Annotated in this window: 17 protein-coding genes and 1 other RNA gene; 12 read left to right on the top strand and 6 right to left on the bottom strand. The window is 64.0% G+C overall.

Features of this window, described 5'->3' with window-relative positions:
* The 3 genes from IV098_RS15840 to IV098_RS15850 form a co-directional block, all read left to right on the top strand.
* On the top strand, positions 1 to 1,653 hold a 1,653-nt coding region (locus tag IV098_RS15840; protein WP_296890824.1), incomplete at its 5' end, for a DNA topoisomerase.
* Complete coding sequence (locus IV098_RS15845) at positions 1,650 to 2,042, top strand: hypothetical protein (RefSeq protein ID WP_296890826.1); 393 nt, start codon at positions 1,650 to 1,652, stop codon at positions 2,040 to 2,042. The genes IV098_RS15840 and IV098_RS15845, both read left to right, overlap by 4 nt.
* A gap of 137 nt (positions 2,043 to 2,179) precedes the next feature.
* Positions 2,180 to 3,325 (top strand): rhodanese-like domain-containing protein, encoded by a 1,146-nt coding sequence (locus tag IV098_RS15850; RefSeq protein WP_296890829.1) that lies wholly within the window; start codon positions 2,180 to 2,182, stop codon positions 3,323 to 3,325.
* A gap of 76 nt (positions 3,326 to 3,401) precedes the next feature.
* On the opposite strand, the gene IV098_RS15855 is transcribed toward IV098_RS15850, so the two are convergent.
* From IV098_RS15855 to IV098_RS15875, 5 genes are all read right to left on the bottom strand, one after another.
* A complete protein-coding gene (locus tag IV098_RS15855) occupies positions 3,402 to 4,175 on the bottom strand; it encodes a YbaY family lipoprotein (RefSeq protein WP_296890831.1) in 774 nt (257 codons plus the stop codon).
* Positions 4,176 to 4,262: 87 nt separating this feature from the next.
* Positions 4,263 to 5,726, bottom strand: coding sequence for a 4-hydroxy-3-polyprenylbenzoate decarboxylase (gene ubiD, locus IV098_RS15860; RefSeq protein ID WP_296890833.1), 1,464 nt, complete (start codon positions 5,724 to 5,726; stop codon positions 4,263 to 4,265).
* A 46-nt stretch (positions 5,727 to 5,772) separates the two neighbouring features.
* Entirely contained in the window at positions 5,773 to 6,345 is a 573-nt protein-coding gene (locus IV098_RS15865) for a BON domain-containing protein (protein WP_296890835.1), read from the bottom strand.
* Positions 6,342 to 6,935: a phosphoheptose isomerase gene (locus IV098_RS15870; RefSeq protein ID WP_296890837.1), complete on the bottom strand. Its 594-nt coding sequence runs from the start codon at positions 6,933 to 6,935 to the stop codon at positions 6,342 to 6,344. The genes IV098_RS15865 and IV098_RS15870 overlap by 4 nt, the downstream gene beginning before the upstream one ends.
* Positions 6,936 to 6,958: 23 nt before the next feature.
* Positions 6,959 to 7,309 carry a YraN family protein gene (locus tag IV098_RS15875; RefSeq protein WP_296890839.1) on the bottom strand — a complete coding sequence of 117 codons (351 nt, stop codon included), beginning with the start codon at positions 7,307 to 7,309 and terminating at the stop codon, positions 6,959 to 6,961.
* 17 nt (positions 7,310 to 7,326) lie between these two features.
* Between IV098_RS15875 and rsmI the strand changes: the two genes are divergently transcribed.
* Positions 7,327 to 8,199: a 16S rRNA (cytidine(1402)-2'-O)-methyltransferase gene (rsmI, locus tag IV098_RS15880; protein ID WP_296890841.1), complete on the top strand. Its 873-nt coding sequence runs from the start codon at positions 7,327 to 7,329 to the stop codon at positions 8,197 to 8,199.
* A gap of 14 nt (positions 8,200 to 8,213) precedes the next feature.
* Positions 8,214 to 9,248 (top strand): dihydroorotase, encoded by a 1,035-nt coding sequence (pyrC, locus tag IV098_RS15885; protein WP_296890843.1) that lies wholly within the window; start codon positions 8,214 to 8,216, stop codon positions 9,246 to 9,248.
* A gap of 110 nt (positions 9,249 to 9,358) precedes the next feature.
* Here pyrC and IV098_RS15890 read toward each other — a convergent pair whose 3' ends face one another.
* Positions 9,359 to 9,871 carry a DUF1269 domain-containing protein gene (locus IV098_RS15890; RefSeq protein WP_296890845.1) on the bottom strand — a complete coding sequence of 171 codons (513 nt, stop codon included), beginning with the start codon at positions 9,869 to 9,871 and terminating at the stop codon, positions 9,359 to 9,361.
* 96 nt (positions 9,872 to 9,967) lie between these two features.
* Here IV098_RS15890 and rnpB point away from each other — a divergent pair.
* From rnpB to murF, 7 genes are all read left to right on the top strand, one after another.
* Positions 9,968 to 10,284: RNase P RNA component class A (rnpB, locus tag IV098_RS15895), an RNA gene on the top strand.
* A 255-nt stretch (positions 10,285 to 10,539) separates the two neighbouring features.
* The gene (gene mraZ / locus IV098_RS15900) at positions 10,540 to 10,986 is read left to right on the top strand and encodes a division/cell wall cluster transcriptional repressor MraZ (protein WP_296890847.1); all 447 of its coding nucleotides are present in this window, start codon (positions 10,540 to 10,542) and stop codon (positions 10,984 to 10,986) included.
* Positions 10,986 to 11,918 carry a 16S rRNA (cytosine(1402)-N(4))-methyltransferase RsmH gene (rsmH, locus tag IV098_RS15905; RefSeq protein ID WP_296890849.1) on the top strand — a complete coding sequence of 311 codons (933 nt, stop codon included), beginning with the start codon at positions 10,986 to 10,988 and terminating at the stop codon, positions 11,916 to 11,918. Before mraZ ends, rsmH begins: the two co-directional genes overlap by 1 nt.
* Entirely contained in the window at positions 11,915 to 12,202 is a 288-nt protein-coding gene (ftsL, locus tag IV098_RS15910; protein ID WP_296890851.1) for a cell division protein FtsL, read from the top strand. Before rsmH ends, ftsL begins: the two co-directional genes overlap by 4 nt.
* Positions 12,199 to 13,956: a peptidoglycan D,D-transpeptidase FtsI family protein gene (locus IV098_RS15915; RefSeq protein WP_367114194.1), complete on the top strand. Its 1,758-nt coding sequence runs from the start codon at positions 12,199 to 12,201 to the stop codon at positions 13,954 to 13,956. Before ftsL ends, IV098_RS15915 begins: the two co-directional genes overlap by 4 nt.
* Positions 13,956 to 15,434 carry a UDP-N-acetylmuramoyl-L-alanyl-D-glutamate--2,6-diaminopimelate ligase gene (locus IV098_RS15920; RefSeq protein ID WP_296890853.1) on the top strand — a complete coding sequence of 493 codons (1,479 nt, stop codon included), beginning with the start codon at positions 13,956 to 13,958 and terminating at the stop codon, positions 15,432 to 15,434. The genes IV098_RS15915 and IV098_RS15920 overlap by 1 nt, the downstream gene beginning before the upstream one ends.
* Entirely contained in the window at positions 15,431 to 16,795 is a 1,365-nt protein-coding gene (gene murF / locus IV098_RS15925; protein WP_296890855.1) for a UDP-N-acetylmuramoyl-tripeptide--D-alanyl-D-alanine ligase, read from the top strand. Before IV098_RS15920 ends, murF begins: the two co-directional genes overlap by 4 nt.
* The last annotated feature ends 1 nt before the right edge of the window (position 16,796 follow it).

The following is a 16,796-nucleotide window of genomic DNA, read 5'->3' on the forward strand; positions in this document are numbered from 1 at the left end:
ATCACCGACATCCGCAAGTATGTGGGCGCCAACTTCGACAAGGAATTCCTGCCGCCGACCGCGCTCAGCTACAAGGCGAAAACCAAGAACGCGCAGGAAGCGCACGAAGCCGTGCGGCCGACTTCAGTGACGCGCACACCAGAATCGGTGAAGCAGTTCCTGACGCACGATCAGGCGCGGCTCTACGAACTGATCTGGAAGCGCACCGTCGCCTGCCAGATGACGCCCGCGCAGTTCGACACCGTCGCCGCCGACATCACCGTGGGCGAAGGCACCTTCCGCGCCACCGGCCAGACCCTGGCCTTTGCCGGCTTTCTGGCGGTGTATCAGGATGACGAGGAAGAGGAAGGCGAATCCAAGTTGCCCGCGCTGGTCGAGGGCGAAACCCTGCCGGTCGACAAGCTCTACGGCGAACAGCACTTCACCCAGCCACCGCCGCGCTACACCGAGGCCAGCCTGGTGAAAGTGCTGGAAGAACACGGCATCGGCCGCCCATCGACCTACGCCAGCATCATTTCCACCCTGCAGGACCGCGACTACGTGGTGCTGGAGAAAAAGCGCTTCCAGCCGACCGACATCGGCCGCCTGGTCAACTGCTTTCTGACCCGCCATTTCACCCATTACGTCGATTACGACTTCACCGCCAAGCTGGAAGACAAGCTCGACGATGTGTCGAACGGCACTCGCGTGTGGTCGCAGCTGCTGGGCGAGTTCTGGAAAGGCTTTGACGGCGAACTGAAAGCCAAGCAGGACGTCGAGCGCGGCTGCCCGATCATGGAACCCTGCCCCAAGTGCAGCAAGCCGCTGTTCATGCAGGCGAGCAAGCGCGGGCTGTTCATCGGCTGCTCCGGCTACCCCGAGTGCGATTACACGCGCCCGCTGCACGCCGCCACTGCCGAGGGCGACAATATCCTGGGTCAGGATCCGGCCAGCGGCCTCGACGTGAAACTGCTGTCCGGCCGTTTCGGCCCCTACGTGCAGATCGGCGAAATGCCGGAAGACAAGAAGGCGCCGAAGCCGCGCCGTGCGTCGTGGCCGAAGGAGATTCCGCTCGATCAGGCGACGCTGGAACTGGCGCTGAAATTTCTGTCGCTGCCGCGCGAAGTAGGCCATCACCCGACCACCGGCTTGCCGATCATTGCCAACAATGGCCGCTTCGGCCCCTATCTGCTGCACGACGGCAAGTTCAAGTCGATCCCCAAGACCGACAGCGTCTACGAAATCGACCTGCCGCGTGCGCTCGAAGTGCTGGTGATGGAACGCGCCCCACGTGGCGCCGATTCCGCCGCGGTTCTGAAAACGCTCGGCCCGCACCCGGACGACGGCAAGGACATCACGGTGCGTAGCGGTCGCTACGGCCCCTACGTCAAGCACGGCAGCACCAACGCCACCCTGCCGAAGGACATCACGCCGGAAGAAGTCACGATGGAAGAGGCGCTATCGCTGCTGGCCGCACGCGAAGCCAAAGGCCCCGCCAAGAAACCGGCGAAAAAGGCAGCCGCCAAACCTGCTGCGAAGAAAGCCAAGACCGCCGATACTGACGAAACCCCGAAACCTGCTGCCAAAAAAGCTGCAGTGAAGAAACCGGCCGCCAAAAAAACTGCGGCTAAAACTGCCGCTAAAAAACCTGCTGCCAAAAAAGCTGCTGCATGAGCACGCCCCCCAGCCTGCTCATGATCAATGCCTTTATCGGCACGGCGGGTTACAAAAAGTTGTATCAGGAAGTCGGCTTCAACGTCATCGCCGAATGGTCGGAGCGCAAGGCCATCAGCCTGGTGCGCAAAAATCCGCCTGCCGTCATCGTCGCGGATTTTTATCATCAAACCGATTTTCGCGACCGTCTCTCCAATCTCGAATCCGTTCTGGCCGCGGTGCAAAGTACACCTTGCACCCGCATTCTGGTGTTTTACGAACCGGCACATCAGGCCGTGCTCGACACTGTACGCGCACGTCTGCGAATAGACGCAGCCCTATGCATGCCGGTGCAGGAAAGCCAGTTGCGCGACACGCTGCAGGCGTGGTTGCAGGACGCCCCCGCCTAAACCGGGCATCGCCATTGCGACCGGGATGCGCATCCATTCATGATGCAAGCGGACAGGCCGAATCAGCGTGTCAAGGCAACGGCTAAACTTTTGGCCCCGGCCAGTCGTTATGCAGCTGACAACTTATGGAGATGATCATGTTGCGTTTTGCCATTTTGCCTTTGCTGCTGGCTGCAAGCTCTATCCAGGCAGAGCCACTGACTCTCGGCGTGGTGCTGGATCAAAACGAGGCCATGACCGACCCCATCATCACCAAGCGCTATCGCGCGCTTGAAAGCGATATCGAACGGGCACTTGGCCAGCCCGTCGAGATGCACTATTACACGCGCGGCTTTTCGGCCATCAAGGATGCCAAAAGCGGCTCGGTCGATCTGGTGTTCGGCCCACCGCAGGTGATTGCCAATATCAGCAAGTTCAATTTCGAACCCATACTCAAATCCAGTGCAGTGACGGCCGTCTCGTTTGTGGCCGCCCCTGCCTACAAAGGCGGCTTGACGGCCAAATCGCAGGCCCGCCTCGGGATTCCCGACTACGAGTCGCTGATGGGCGGGATGGCACGCGGGGAGATCAACAGCCGCGGTCTGTCCAAGAGCGACTTCGCAGAAATCAAGTTTCACCGCATGCCCGAAGCGCCGCTGTTTGGCCTGAAACTGGGACGCTACGACCTCGCCGTGGCCTCGGCCGAAGAAGCCAAAACCTGGGCTGCCGCCAACGGCGGGCGCATCGTATTCACCAGTACCCCGGTGCCGCTGCGTGCCTTCAGCGTGCAGACTGAAACGGTTCCTCCCGCCGCGCAGCAAAAGCTGGCCGCCGCGTTGAAAAACAGCAGCAGCCTCAACCTGACCCTGGTCGCTGCAACCAAGGCCGATTTCAAGGGCGTGGCCTCGATGTTGAATACCACCCCGACCAGCCTGCCGGGCGCCAAGGTCATTTCGGCGGCCGAAGCCAAGATGCTGGCGGCAAAAGGCATGGCCATTTACGACGTGCGGGTGGCCGAAGAATTCGATACCGCCCATATGCCCGGTGCGATTTCCGTCCCCTACAAGGAGGCCAGCGCCAAGGAAGTAGGCTTCGACCCGGCTGACGATCAGTTCGCGCTGAACAAATTACCAAAGGATAAAAACACGCCGTTCATGATGTACTGCGACGGCACCATCTGCTGGAAAAGCTACAAGTCCGCCCTGATGGCGATTCAAGGCGGCTGGAAAAACGTGTACTGGTTCCGCGGCGGGTTCCCGGAATGGAAAGAGGCCGGTTTGCCTGTCGTGGCGAAGAAAGAATGAGGCTTGCAAGCGCCCAATAAAAAATCCGGCCATGCCGGATTTTTTATTGGGCGGCCGACACTTACGATCAAACGGCCTATTTGAAGTAGCGCGCCTCGAAGCGCGCCAGCACGGCATCGCCTGCCATCAGGTCGAGCGCGTTGCCGTCGATCCGGTAGCCGGTGGCGCGCGCCAATGCCACGGTAAGCGCCGTTTCCTGATCGGCCAGCGCGGGCAGACACGCCATGCGCGTACTCGCCAATGGGCCGATGCGCAGTCCATTGGGCGATTGATGCGTGTAAGTGCCCATCAGTTTGTTGCAGCCGCTGCTGCCGCTGACGCGGCCGTCGAGCAACAGCAGGTAAGCTTCGCGCTCGTTCGCCTGCACCTGTACCGGCAGCGCGCCGATGGCCGTCAGCTTCCAGTAAGTGTTTTCGAGCGTGGCGGCCGTCCGGGGCTGGACCTGCTGCAGTTCCAGTTGCACCTGCTTGCCCGCGCCCTGCGTGAGCACGGCCACGTGCCGGGTAGTGGTGTAGAGCAGCGCGCCGCCGCTGCTGGTCAGGGTGGCGCGCACGCTGTAACGATGGCCCGGCTGGGCGTCGGCCCGGTAGTAAGGCAATTCGAACGGCAACGGCAGCTGTCGCCCCCCGCCAGACAGGCTCAGCCGCGCCAGCCGTCCGGCTGGCGCCTCGGCTTTCGAGACATCCAGCAGTTCGACTGTCAGGGTGGCGTCAGCCGGAAGCGCGACCGGCTCGCGGGTGCTCACGCTGCCGTCGATGCGGTCGAGCGCGGCAAGCGCCGCAGCGTAGCCGGGAACAGTCAGCAGCAGCGTGGCGGACAGGAGGCTCAGGACAAATCGTGAATGGCGCATGGGTTGGCTCGCAAAGGTAGGCACTGCACTCAGGTCGAAGTGTCTTCAGTAATCTGGTTGGTCCACTCGATGGCCTGGATTTCCATCTTACAAACCGAGCTCACCCCACATCGCATCGACACGCGCCTTGACCGCCGCGTCCATCACGATCGGCGTGCCCCATTCGCGGCTGGTTTCGCCCGGCCACTTGTTGGTGGCGTCGATGCCCATCTTGCTGCCGAGCCCAGACACCGGGCTGGCGAAATCGAGATAGTCGATCGGTGTGTTTTCCACCAGCAGCGTGTCGCGTGCCGGGTCGACGCGGGTGGTCAGCGCCCACATCACTTCTTTCCAGTCGCGCACGTCGACATCGTCGTCGGTCACCAGAATGAACTTGGTGTACATGAACTGGCGCAGGAAGCTCCACACCCCGAACATCACGCGTTTGGCGTGGCCGGGGTAGTGCTTTTTCATGCTCACCACCGCCATGCGGTAGGAGCAGCCTTCGGGCGGCAGATAGAAGTCGGTGATTTCGGGAAACTGCTTTTGCAGCAAAGGCACGAACACTTCATTCAGCGCCACGCCCAGGATGGCGGGTTCGTCCGGCGGCTTGCCGGTGTAGGTGGAGTGGTAGATCGGGTCGCGCCGCATGGTGATGCGCTCGACGGTGAAGACGGGGAAGGTTTCCTGCTCGTTGTAGTAGCCGGTGTGGTCGCCGTACGGCCCCTCGAGCGCGGTCTCGCCCGGATGGATCACGCCTTCCAGCACGATCTCGGCGGACGCCGGCACTTGCAGGTCGTTGCCGAGGCACTGCGTGACTTCGGTCTTGGCGCCGCGCAGCAAGCCGGCGAACTGGTATTCCGACAGTGTGTCCGGCACCGGCGTCACGGCGCCGAGAATGGTGGCCGGGTCGGCGCCCAGAGCGACCGCCAGCGGAAACGGCGTGCCCGGATGCGCCAGCTGATGCTCGCGAAAATCCAGCGCGCCACCGCGATGCGCCAGCCAGCGCATGATGAGCTTGTTGCGGCCGACCACCTGCTGGCGATAAATGCCGAGATTCTGCCGCTTCTTGTGCGGCCCGCGCGTCACCGTCAGCCCCCAGGTGATGAGCGGCGCGACGTCGCCCGGCCAGCAGTGCTGGATCGGCAGGCGCGCCAGATCGACGTCCGCGCCCTCCCACACGATGTCCTGGCACGGCGCACCCTTCACTTCCTTCGGCGCCATGTTCAGCACCTGCTTCAGCACCGGCCACTTTTCCCAGGCATCGCGCAGGCCCTTGGGCGGCTCCGGCTCCTTCAGATAGGCGAGCAGCTTGCCCACCTCGCGCAGCCGCGACGGATCGTCCTCGCCCATGCCGAGCGCCACGCGCTTCACCGTGCCGAACAGATTGGCCAGCACCGGCATGCCGTGGCCCTTGGGCTTTTCGAACAGCAGCGCCGGGCCGCCGGCGCGCAGCACGCGGTCGGCGATTTCGGTCATTTCCAGCTTGGGATCGACTTCGACGCTGATACGTTTCAGCTCGCCGATTTTTTCCAGTTGCGCGATGAAATCACGCAGGTCACGGTAGATCATAGGGTGCGCTCAGTAGCCGGTTTGTGCGCAAGGTGCGCAGGTGCGCTCAGTTGATGATCTCAAACAGGGTGACGACCTTGGTCACGCCGGTAGACGAGCTGGCTATGTCGGTGGCCTCCTTCGCCTCGGCCGGAGTCACCAGCCCCATCAGGTAGACCACGCCCGACTCGGTGACCACCTTCATGGTGCTGCTGGGCACCTTGTCCCTGCCGAGCAGGCGCGCCTTGACGTTGCTGGTGATGGCGGTGTCGTTCGCGTCGGTGCTGAACGAGGAAACCGGCCCGACGCTCAACTCGTTGAACACGGTGCGCACGTCGGGGATCGCCTTGGCCCGGCTGGCCGCATCGCTGCGGGTCGCCTCGTCCTGTACCTGCCCGGTCAGCAAGACCTGCTTGTTGTAGCTGGTGGCCGAGATGCTGTTGCTGGCCGATGGATAGGCCTTGCCCAGGCGATCCATCGCCTGCAGCTCGATTTCCTGGTCACTGACGTATACGCCGGTGGTGCGGCGGTCGAGTACGACCGAGGTGCCGACGGCCGCGCCTCCCACCACTGCCGCCGCACAGCCTTGCAACTGCGCGACCACAACACCCGCCAGCGCCAGATAAATCAGTTTGTTCATTCTTCGACTCCTAATAAAACGCTGTCCACCGCATCGCACAGGCAATGGATGGTCAGCAGGTGGACTTCCTGGATACGCACTGCCGATTCGGCTGGCGCGCAAATTAAGACGTCGTCTTCGATCAGATGTTCCGCCAGCTTGCCGCCGCTGCGGCCGGACAGCGCAATCACATGGACGTTGCGTGCATGCGCCGCGACCACCGCCTGCAGCACGCTGGGGGAATGGCCGCTGGTGGAGATCGCCAGCAGGATGTCGCCCGGCTGCCCGAGCACCTTGACCTGGCGGGCAAACACCTGATCGTAGGCGGTGTCGTTGGCGATCGAGGTCAGGGTCGAACTGTCGGTGGTCAGCGCAATCGCGGCCAGACCGGGACGTTCCTGTTCGAAGCGGTGCACCATCTGGGCGACAAAGCGCTGCGCGTCTGCCGCGGCCCCGCCGTTGCCGCAGGCCATGATCTTGCCGCCCTGCGTGAGGCTGTGCACCATCAGGCGGGCCGCCTGTTCGATGGACGGGGCCAGCGCCTCAGCCGCGTCGAGCAGGGTTTGGGCCGAGGCCTGGAAGTGGCCCAGAATTCTGTCGTGTAAAGGCATAGCGGAATTATCCCACCTTCGCGCTAAGCCACATCGTCGAACGCGTTTTTGATCCAGTCCGGCGCACTGCTGCCGTCGAGCGCGACCACGTCGAAACGGCACGGCGGAAGCGTCTGCAGTCCGCTCAGATACTGGCGAGCGGCGGCCAGGAGCTTGCGTTGCTTGGCCAGCGTCACGCTGGCGGCGGCGCCGCCGAAATCACTGCGACTGCGCAGGCGCACCTCGACAAACACCCGCGTCGCGCCGTCCTGCATGATGAGGTCGATCTCGCCAAAACGGCAGCGCCAGTTGCGCGCAACAGGTGCCAGTCCCTGTTTGACCAGGAAGGCTTCGGCGCGCGCTTCGGCGGTTTGCCCGAGCAGGGATTTCAACATCTGCGACAATGAGAAGGATGAAAGACAGCCCGCATCATAACCGCCTGCCCGCCGCGCTTTACGTCGTCGCCACGCCGATCGGCAACCTCGGCGACATCACCCTACGTGCGCTCGACACCCTGAAAGCAGTGGATCGCGTGGCCGCCGAAGACACCCGCGTGTCGGGGCAACTGCTGGCGCATTTCGATATCTCCAAGCCGCTGGTGTCGATCCGCGAACACAATGAACGCGAGGCGGCCGAAAAAGTGATCGCCTGGATCGTGGCGGGCGAGGCCGTGGCTTACGTGTCCGACGCCGGCACCCCCGCGGTATCCGACCCCGGCGCAAGGCTGGTCGCGGCGGTGCGCGCGGCAGGCCTCAGCGTGGTACCGATTCCCGGCGTGTCGGCGGTCGTGACCGCACTGTCGGCTGCCGGCATCGAGCCCTCTCCATGGCTTTTTCATGGGTTTTTGCCGCCGAAGACGGGCGCACGCCGGGCCGAACTGCTGACGCTGGCTGCACTGCCCGCCGCGCTGGTATTTTACGAAGCGCCGCACCGCATCGAGGAAACCGTGGCGGATCTGGCCGCCGTGCTCGACAGCGACCGGTTGCTGACACTGGCGCGCGAACTGACCAAGAAATTCGAGGCCATCGTCACGCTGCCGCTGGCCGACGCCGCCGCCTGGCTGGCCGCCGACCCCAACAATGTGCGCGGCGAATTCGTCGTCATCGTGCATCCGCCACGCGCCGCCGCCGTGGCCGTCGACGCCGAGGCGATGCGCGTGCTCGACCTGCTGGCGGATGCGCTGCCGCCCACGCTGGCGGCCAAGCTGGCTTCCAAAATCACCGGACGCCCCAAGGCCGAGCTGTATCAGATGTCCCTCGCCCGCAAACCCCAGGAATCTCAATAAGCAACGCTTCCGCCATGACCGATACGATCACGATTACCCGCCCCGACGACTGGCACATCCACTTCCGCGACGCAGCTGCGATGGCGAGTGTGCTGCCCGACACCGCACGCGTGTTCGGCCGCGCCATCGCCATGCCCAACCTCAAGCCGCCGGTGACCAGCGTTGCGCTCGCCGCTGCCTACCGTGCACGACTGCTGGCTGCGGTGCCCGCAGGCCGGACCTTCGAACCGCTGATGACGCTCTACCTCACCGACAACACCGCGCCGGACGAAATCGTCCGTGCCCGAGATAGCGGGTTCATTCATGCGGTGAAGTACTACCCGGCCGGCGCGACTACTAATTCCGATTCCGGCGTCACCGATCTGGCCCGCGCCTACCCCGCCATTGCCGCGATGGAGGAAGCCGGCTTGCCGCTGCTGCTGCACGGCGAAGTCACCGACCCGGAGGTCGACGTATTCGACCGCGAAGTCGTATTCATCGAGCGTCACCTGACACACTTGATGCGCGACTTTCCGCGCCTGAAGATCGTGCTCGAACACATCACCACCCGGCAGGCCGCTGAGTTTGTCGCCGCCGCGCCCGCTACCGTCGGCGCGACGCTGACCGTGCATCACCTGCTATACAACCGCAACGCCATGTTCCAGGGCGGCATCCGCCCGCACATGTATTGCCTGCCGATCCTCAAGCGCGAAACCCATCGCCAGGCGCTGATGGCCGCTGCCATCTCCGGCAATCCAAAGTTCTTCCTTGGCACCGATTCCGCGCCACACGCGCTCGGCGCCAAGGAATCCGCGTGCGGCTGCGCCGGCGTCTATTCCGCGCACGCCGCCATTGAACTCTACGCCGAGGCGTTCGACGCTGCAGGCGCGCTGGACAAACTGGAAGCCTTCGCCAGCTTTTATGGCGCGGACTTCTACGGCCTGCCGCGGCATACCGACACGATCACGCTGCAACGTGAAAGCTGGACCGCGCCGCAGCAACTGAACATGGGCGAATCGGCGCTGGTTCCATTGCGCGCAGGGGAAACCATTCAGTGGCGGGTGGTATGAATCCCGCACGCGCTGAAAATAAAAACGGCAGACGTTAGGGTCTGCCGTTGGTGGAAGCTAGCCAGCGCTTCCTAGGATCGCGCGATTTTGCGTCGCGCGTGAGGAGTCGTCTACGGAAATGCGGGAATAGTCGGCTCGATACCTGAACTGGCGGCCTCGGGGTAATGCGCAGCGATCATCTGCCTGATCTCGCTTACGCGCCCGGAAGGCACGTCCACCATCATCAATACATGCCCGGCGGCAATCGCCGACTCAAAGGTTTTCAGCCGTGAATTGGGTATGGAACTCGCCACCATGCTGGACACCCATGCACCGAACGCCGCACCAATCAGCGCGGTCACCAGCACCGTTACCAGCTGCATATCCACCCCGGCCGGCGGGAACACCAGCGCGACCAGACCGGCGAGTATACCAATGCCGCCGCCCACCGCGAGGCCGGTTTCAGCGCCATGAACAAAATCGGACTTCTGCAGGATAGAGGCTTCGTGCAAGCCGGTCAGCGGCACGCCGTCCTTGGCCATGAGGGTGATGTTGTTGTCTTCGATGCGGGCCAGCAACAGTTCATCGCGGATGAGTCGGGCTCGTCTGACGTCCGGCACCATGAAATACAAGCGTCTTCTCATGATGGGTCTCCTGGATAGATGGCATTGATCTGCCTTTGGTACGTCGTATTAGCAAATCTACGGGTACATACAAGTAAAAGTTATACTGTGCGTGGAAAAGCCGGTCAGACAACCGCCGCCATGCAGATGGGGGAGGAAAGTCCGGGCTCCACAGAGCAGGATGCTGGCTAACGGCCAGACGCAGCAACCGTCATGTTGCAAGACATGGCGGCCAAGGCGAGGAATAGGGCCACAGAGACGAGCGTATTCAGTTACGGTGAAACGCGGTAACCTCCATCCGGAGCAACACCAAATAGGCAGGCGATGAAGCGGCTCGCTGAGTCTGCGGGTAGGTGGCTGGAGCGGGCCAGTAATGACCCGCCTAGAGGAATGGTTGTCCACGACAGAACCCGGCTTATCGACCGACTTTTCCACTTTTTATTTAATTCAATGGCTTAGCGATTTTTCCTAAAATTTTAGGCAAAATCACCTGCTAAGCGACGGTTTTTCCAGAAACTTATCCACAGCCACGAACCACCCCTAAGTCATTGAGGCATAGGGGTTTTTTTACGTTCGTCGTCTTGACCTCCCCAAAACTATCCCCTATAGTGGGTGCCAGTGGTGATTAGTGGGTGGATGTGGGAGAAAATCCCCCTGCCGAGCACAAACCAATCAAATACGGAGAGCGCATGTTTCGGGGGGTCGCAACAGTCAGTCTGGATAGCAAGAGCCGGCTTGTGGTGCCGGCACGCTATCGCGACGCCCTCCTGGTGAATGGTGGCGGTCGCGTGGTGATCACGGCCGACCCCAGCCAGTGCCTGCTGCTCTACCCCCTGCCCGAATGGGAGCCGATCGAGAAAAAGCTCAACGGCCTGTCCGACTTCAATCCGCGTACGCGCAGCCTCAAGCAGTTGCTGGTGGGCTATGCACATGACATGGACATGGACAGCGCCGGCCGCGTGCTGCTGCCGCCGATGCTGCGCAAATTCGCCGACCTGGACAAAAACGTGGTGTTGGTAGGACAAGGCAGCAAGGTCGAACTGTGGAACGAGGCACGTTGGGAAGCGCAGGTGGCGCAGGCGCTGACCTTCAGCGATGACGTGCTGCCGCCGGAACTCGAAGGCTTTACGTTGTGATGGAACCCGCCCATGTGCCGGTGCTGGCACAGGAGGCGGTGGCGGCGCTGGCGATTCAACCCGATGGCGTCTACGTCGACGCCACCTTCGGGCGCGGCGGTCATAGCCGCCTGATTCTCGCCCGGCTGGGGACGGGCGGACGCCTGATCGCGCTGGATCGCGATCCGGACGCCATCCGCGCCGGCGCGGATATGCAGGACAAGCGGCTGACGCTGGTGCAGCGCACGTTTTCCAGCCTGGGCACCGTGCTCGCTGAAATGGGCGTGCCGCAGGTGAACGGTATTTTGTTGGATATAGGCGTGTCGTCGCCGCAACTGGACGACGCCACGCGCGGATTCAGCTTTCGTTTCGATGCGCCGCTCGACATGCGCATGGATCCGGGAAGCGGGCTGTCGGCAGCGGACTGGCTGGCAACGGCGGCAGAGGGAGAGATTTGTGAAGTCATCCGCAACTACGGGGAAGAGCGGTTTGCTAAATCGATTGCGCGCGCGATTGTTGCAGCGCGGCAAATCGAAGCCATCCGCACGACCGGGCAGTTGGCGCGCCTCATCGCCGCAACGGTCAAACGGCACGAGCCGGGGCAGCACCCGGCCACGCGTAGCTTTCAAGCTATACGGATTTATCTCAACCGCGAACTGGAAGAGTTGAGCGCCGTGTTGCCGCAATGCGTGGAGGCCCTTCTGCCCGCCGGCCGGCTCGCGGTGATCAGCTTCCATTCGCTGGAAGACCGCATCGTCAAGCGCTTCATGCGCGACGAAGCGCTGGGTGAACAGGCGCCGCGCCGCTTGCCGATTCCGGCTGCGATGCTGAAACCCGGTCGCCTCAAACTGCTCGGGCGTGCCCAGCATGCGAGCGATGCCGAACTGGCCGCGAATCCGCGCGCGCGCAGCGCCGTGCTGCGGGTGGCCGAGCGTGTGAGCGAAACGACATGAGCCGGCTCAACATCGTCCTGGCACTGGTGTTGATCGTGTGCGCGCTGGCGGTGATACAGGCACAGCATCGCTCGCGTACGTATTTTGTGGGTCTGGAACGTTTGAAAAAAGAAGCGCGTCTCCTCGACGAGCAATGGGGACAACTGCAACTGGAGCAAAGCACCTGGGCCAATCCGGCACGGGTGGACACGCTCGCTCGCAGCCGCATCGGACTGGTGCCGCCGCCGCAGGAACGCATCCACGTTGAAACTGTGCCGGCGGAAATCCGGGGGGTGACGCCGTGAGCTTCAAAACCCGTCACGCCCGCTCGAATCAGTTGCTCGATCTCAAGCTGGCGCCCTGGCGCATGGCGACGGTGGGCGGCCTGCTGATCGGCGGACTGGTGCTGGTGGCGGGCCGCGCGTTCTATCTGCAGGGGCTCAATACCGATTACCTGCAAGGTAAGGGCGATGCGATCTCCAACCGCAACCTCACCCTGCCCACCCATCGCGGCCAGGTGTCCGATCGCTACGGCCAGTTGCTGGCGATCAGCACGCCGGTCGAATCGCTGTGGGCGCGCCCGTCCGAACTCAAGCTGACCGCCGGGCAGCAGGCGCACCTGGCCAAGGTGCTGGACATGCCGGAGGCCGAACTCGGCAAAAAACTCAAGCGCAAGGGTCGCGGCGAATTCGGTGTGCGCCGCCCGGTCACACCGGAGCAGGCACTCGATATCGCCGCCATGGGCGTACCCGGTCTCTATCTGCGGCGCGAATTCCGCCGCTACTACCCGGCCGGCGAAGTCGCCGCCCACGTGGTCGGCTTCACCAATGTGGACGACGTCGGGCAGGAAGGCGTCGAGCGCGCGTATCAAACCTGGCTGGTCGGCCGCGAAGGCGAACGCCAGATCGTGCGCGACCGCCGCGGCAACATCATCCGCGACCTCGCGCCGATCAAGACGGCGCAGATGGGCGGCAACCTCGCCCTGTCGCTCGACCTCAAGATCCAGTATCTGGCGCACCGCGAACTCGCCGCCGCGATCAAGCTGAACAAGGCCAAGGGCGGCAGCGTGGTGGTGCTCGACGCCAAGACCGGCGAGATCCTCGCACTGGCCAACCAGCCGAACTTCAACCCGAACAACCGCCGCAACTACAAGCCCGAGCCGATGCGCAACCGCGCGGTGATCGACACCTTCGAGCCCGGCTCCACGGTGAAGCCCTTTGTCGCGGCAGCCGTGCTGGAGCGCGGCCTGTTCCATCCCGACAGCGTGCTCGACACGCCGCAAACCTGGCGCGTGGGGACCAAGCTGGTGCGCGACGAACACCCGCATCCGCGCATGAGCGTGAGCGAAATCATCCAGAAATCGAGCAACGTCGGCGCCGTGAAAATGGCAATGTCGCTCACCCCGCAGCAATTCTGGGAAGTGCTGCACCGTTCCGGCTTCGGCGAAAAACCCGGCTCGGGTTTCCCCGGCGAGTCGTCGGGACGCCTGCGCGACCCCGCCACCTGGCGGCCGGTCGAGCACGCCACCATGGCCTATGGCTACGGCCTGTCGGTCAGCCTGCTGCAATTGACGCGCGCTTATATGGCGTTTGCCAATGACGGCGAGGTGATGCCGCTGTCCTTCCTCAAGCGCGAGCCGCAGGAAGTGGTAGGCGAACGCGTGTTTTCCCCCAGCGTGGCGCGCGAGGTGCGCGCCATGATGGAAACCGTGACGCAAGAAGGCGGCACCGGTACCCGCACCCGCGTGCCCGGCTACCGCGTGGCGGGCAAGACCGGCACCGCACACAAGCTGGTCAACGGCCGCTACGCCGCCGACCGCTATCTGGCCTCGTTCATCGGCATGGCGCCCGCGTCCAACCCACGCCTCATCATCGGCGTGGTGATCGACGAGCCCTCCGGCGGCGCGTACTACGGCGGCAGCGTGGCCGGTCCGGTGTTCGCCCAGGTGATGGCGGCCAGCCTGCGCCAGCTCGCCCTGCCGCCCGACGCGCCGGAGACGGCGACCCAGATGACGCACAACACGCCGCCGCTGCCGATGGCTGCGGGCAAGGGGGTGTAATGCCCAGAGCCCAGCGCAAGCCCACGTCCGCCGCGCCGCGCCCGCACGAGTCGGTGACGCATATCCTGAAGCGCCTCGGTATTGCGCCGACCGAACTCGTCAACGACAGCCGCAAAACTGCGCCGGGTGTCGTGTTCGCGGCGTATCCCGGCGAATCGCGCGATGGCCGCAACTTCATTCCGCAGGCGGTGGCGCGGCGCGTCGATGGCGTGCTGTGGGAGGCCGACCATTTTCTGTGGGACCCCGCACTACCGACACCCAACGCCGGCGTACTCGATCTCAAAACCCGCATCGGCGAGATTGCCGCGCATATCTATGGCGAGCCGTCGCGTGCACTGCACATGGTCGGCATCACCGGCACCAACGGCAAAACCTCTGTGGCGCATTGGCTGGCGCAAGCGTTTGCCCGGCTTGATCGCAAAACTGCCATCGTCGGCACCGCCGGCAACGGTTTCCCCGGCGCGCTGACGCCGGCACTCAACACCACGCCCGACGCCATCGAGCTGCAGCAGCGGCTGGCGTATTACCGCCAGCAGGGCGCGACCGCGTGCGCGATGGAAGTGTCGTCGCACGGCCTGGTGCAGGGACGCGTCAACGGCACGTCATTCAATGTCGCGGTGCTGACCAACCTGTCGCGCGACCATCTCGACTACCACGGCGACATGGACAGTTATGCCGCCGCCAAGGCGCAACTGTTCGACTGGCCGGGACTCGACACGGTGGTGCTCAATCTGGACGACGCCTTCGGCCAGCGCCTCGAACAATCCCTCCGCTCCGTCCGGGTGGCGGGTTACGGCTTCCAGCGCGGCGCGGTGATCGGCGAAAGCCTGCGCCTGTCGCAAAACGGCCTGCAACTGCGCGTGCGCACCGACTGGGGCGGCGCCGATCTGGCCGCGCCACTGCTGGGCCGCTTCAACGCCGCCAATCTGCTTGCTGTACTGACCACCCTGCTGGTGTCGGAGGTCAAACTGGACGCGGCCTGCCAGGCCCTGGCCCACATCCAGCCGCCGCCGGGGCGCATGCAAACACTGGGCGGCGAGGCGCATCCGCTGGTCGTGGTCGACTACGCGCACACGCCGGACGCGCTGGAAAAGGTACTGGCGACGCTGCGCGAAATCGTCAGCGGCGGCCGCCTGATCTGCGTTTTCGGCTGCGGCGGCAACCGCGACAGCGGCAAGCGGCCGCTGATGGGGCGCGCGGCGGCAGAAGGCGCCGACGCGGTCTGGATCACCAGCGACAACCCGCGCAACGAAGATCCGCGCCGCATCATCGACGACATTCTTGCGGGCGTCAGCGGCAAGCCGCATGTCGAACCCGATCGCGCCCGCGCCATTTTCGAGGCCATCGGCCAGGCACGTCAGGGCGATGTCGTATTGATCGCGGGCAAAGGCCACGAGGACTATCAGGAAGTCGCCGGCGAACGGTTGCCGTTTTCAGACGTGCTGGTCGCCAGAAAGGCATTGGAGGCGTGGACATGAGCGCGCCGATGATGCGTCTTTCCGACGCTGCCGCCATGCTCGGCGTGCCCTTCAGCGGCGCCGATGCCGAGGTGCTGCGCATTTCCACCGACAGCCGCACGATCCAGCCGGGCGACCTGTTCTTCGCCCTGCGCGGCGACAAATTCGACGGCGGCGCGTACGCCGCCAAGGCGTTGCAACAGGGCGCGGCCGGCGTGGTGCTGGACGCCCGCCAGGCGCCCGACCTCCCCTCCGCCCTGCGCGTGGCCGACACCCGTCTCGCGCTCGGCACGCTGGCTGCCGCCTGGCGCCAGCGCTTCAGTCTGCCTGTCATCGGCATCACCGGCAGCAACGGCAAGACCACGGTGAAGGAAATGCTGGCAGCCATCCTGCGCATCGAAGCCGGTGCGGATGATGCGGTGCTCGCCACCGAGGGCAATCTGAACAACGACATCGGCCTGCCGCTGATGCTGCTGCGCCTGCGCGAGTCGCATCGCTACGCCGTGCTGGAAATGGGCATGAACCACAGCGGCGAGATCGACTATCTGACCCGCCTGGCACGGCCCGATATCGCCGTGGTCATCAATGCGCTGACGGCGCATATCGGGTTTCTCGGCTCGGTGGAGAACATCGCGCGTGCCAAGGGCGAGATTTTCAACGGGCTCGCCGAGACGGGTATTGCGATCTTCAACGCCGACGATGCCCACGCCCACCTGTGGCGCGAGCAGAACGCGCAGCGCCCAATCATCGACTTCGGTCTCGACCCGTCGGCCAAGGTGCACGCGACGTTCACACCCACCGCATTCGGCTCGACGCTCAGCGTCACCCTGCCGAGCGGCCACTGTGAGATCGACTTGCAGGTGCCCGGCCTCCACAACGTGATGAACGCGCTCGCGGCTTCCGCCACCGCCTGCGCACTCGACGTCTGCCACCGCAGCATCGTCACCGGCCTGTCCGGCTTTACCGGCGTCAAGGGACGCCTGCAGCGCAAGCCCGCGCTGCACGGCAGCACCTTCATCGACGACACCTACAACGCCAACCCCGATTCGGTGAAAGCCGCGCTGGCGGTGCTGGCACAACAACCCGGCAAGAAACTGCTGGTACTGGGCGACATGGGCGAACTGGGCGAAGACGCCGCCGCGATGCACGCGCAGATCGGGCTCGCCGCGCGTGCCGCCGGCGTCGACCGCCTGCTGGCACTGGGCGAGCTGAGCCGCGAAACCGTCGGCGCATTCGGCGCCGGCGCGATGCATTTCGAGCGCATCCAGGAACTGCTCGCCGAACTCGAAAACGCCCTGACACCCGACACGACCGTGCTGGTGAAGGGCTCGCGCTTCATGCAGATGGAACGCGTGGTCAACAGCTTTATGGAGACTCCCTGAC

The organism is Thiobacillus sp., from assembly GCF_018780105.1.
Lineage (GTDB): Bacteria > Pseudomonadota > Gammaproteobacteria > Burkholderiales > Thiobacillaceae > Thiobacillus.

Excerpts from the sequence above, each read along its gene's own strand:
- IV098_RS15845 (WP_296890826.1), top strand. The coding sequence starts at position 1,650 with ATGAGCACGCCCCCCAGCCTGCTCATGATCAATGCCTTTATCGGCACG.
- IV098_RS15850 (WP_296890829.1), top strand. The coding sequence starts at position 2,180 with ATGTTGCGTTTTGCCATTTTGCCTTTGCTGCTGGCTGCAAGCTCTATC.
- IV098_RS15855 (WP_296890831.1), bottom strand. The coding sequence starts at position 4,175 with ATGCGCCATTCACGATTTGTCCTGAGCCTCCTGTCCGCCACGCTGCTG.
- ubiD (WP_296890833.1), bottom strand. The coding sequence starts at position 5,726 with ATGATCTACCGTGACCTGCGTGATTTCATCGCGCAACTGGAAAAAATC.
- IV098_RS15865 (WP_296890835.1), bottom strand. The coding sequence starts at position 6,345 with ATGAACAAACTGATTTATCTGGCGCTGGCGGGTGTTGTGGTCGCGCAG.
- IV098_RS15870 (WP_296890837.1), bottom strand. The coding sequence starts at position 6,935 with ATGCCTTTACACGACAGAATTCTGGGCCACTTCCAGGCCTCGGCCCAA.
- IV098_RS15875 (WP_296890839.1), bottom strand. The coding sequence starts at position 7,309 with ATGTTGAAATCCCTGCTCGGGCAAACCGCCGAAGCGCGCGCCGAAGCC.
- rsmI (WP_296890841.1), top strand. The coding sequence starts at position 7,327 with ATGAAAGACAGCCCGCATCATAACCGCCTGCCCGCCGCGCTTTACGTC.
- pyrC (WP_296890843.1), top strand. The coding sequence starts at position 8,214 with ATGACCGATACGATCACGATTACCCGCCCCGACGACTGGCACATCCAC.
- IV098_RS15890 (WP_296890845.1), bottom strand. The coding sequence starts at position 9,871 with ATGAGAAGACGCTTGTATTTCATGGTGCCGGACGTCAGACGAGCCCGA.
- mraZ (WP_296890847.1), top strand. The coding sequence starts at position 10,540 with ATGTTTCGGGGGGTCGCAACAGTCAGTCTGGATAGCAAGAGCCGGCTT.
- rsmH (WP_296890849.1), top strand. The coding sequence starts at position 10,986 with ATGGAACCCGCCCATGTGCCGGTGCTGGCACAGGAGGCGGTGGCGGCG.
- ftsL (WP_296890851.1), top strand. The coding sequence starts at position 11,915 with ATGAGCCGGCTCAACATCGTCCTGGCACTGGTGTTGATCGTGTGCGCG.
- IV098_RS15920 (WP_296890853.1), top strand. The coding sequence starts at position 13,956 with ATGCCCAGAGCCCAGCGCAAGCCCACGTCCGCCGCGCCGCGCCCGCAC.
- murF (WP_296890855.1), top strand. The coding sequence starts at position 15,431 with ATGAGCGCGCCGATGATGCGTCTTTCCGACGCTGCCGCCATGCTCGGC.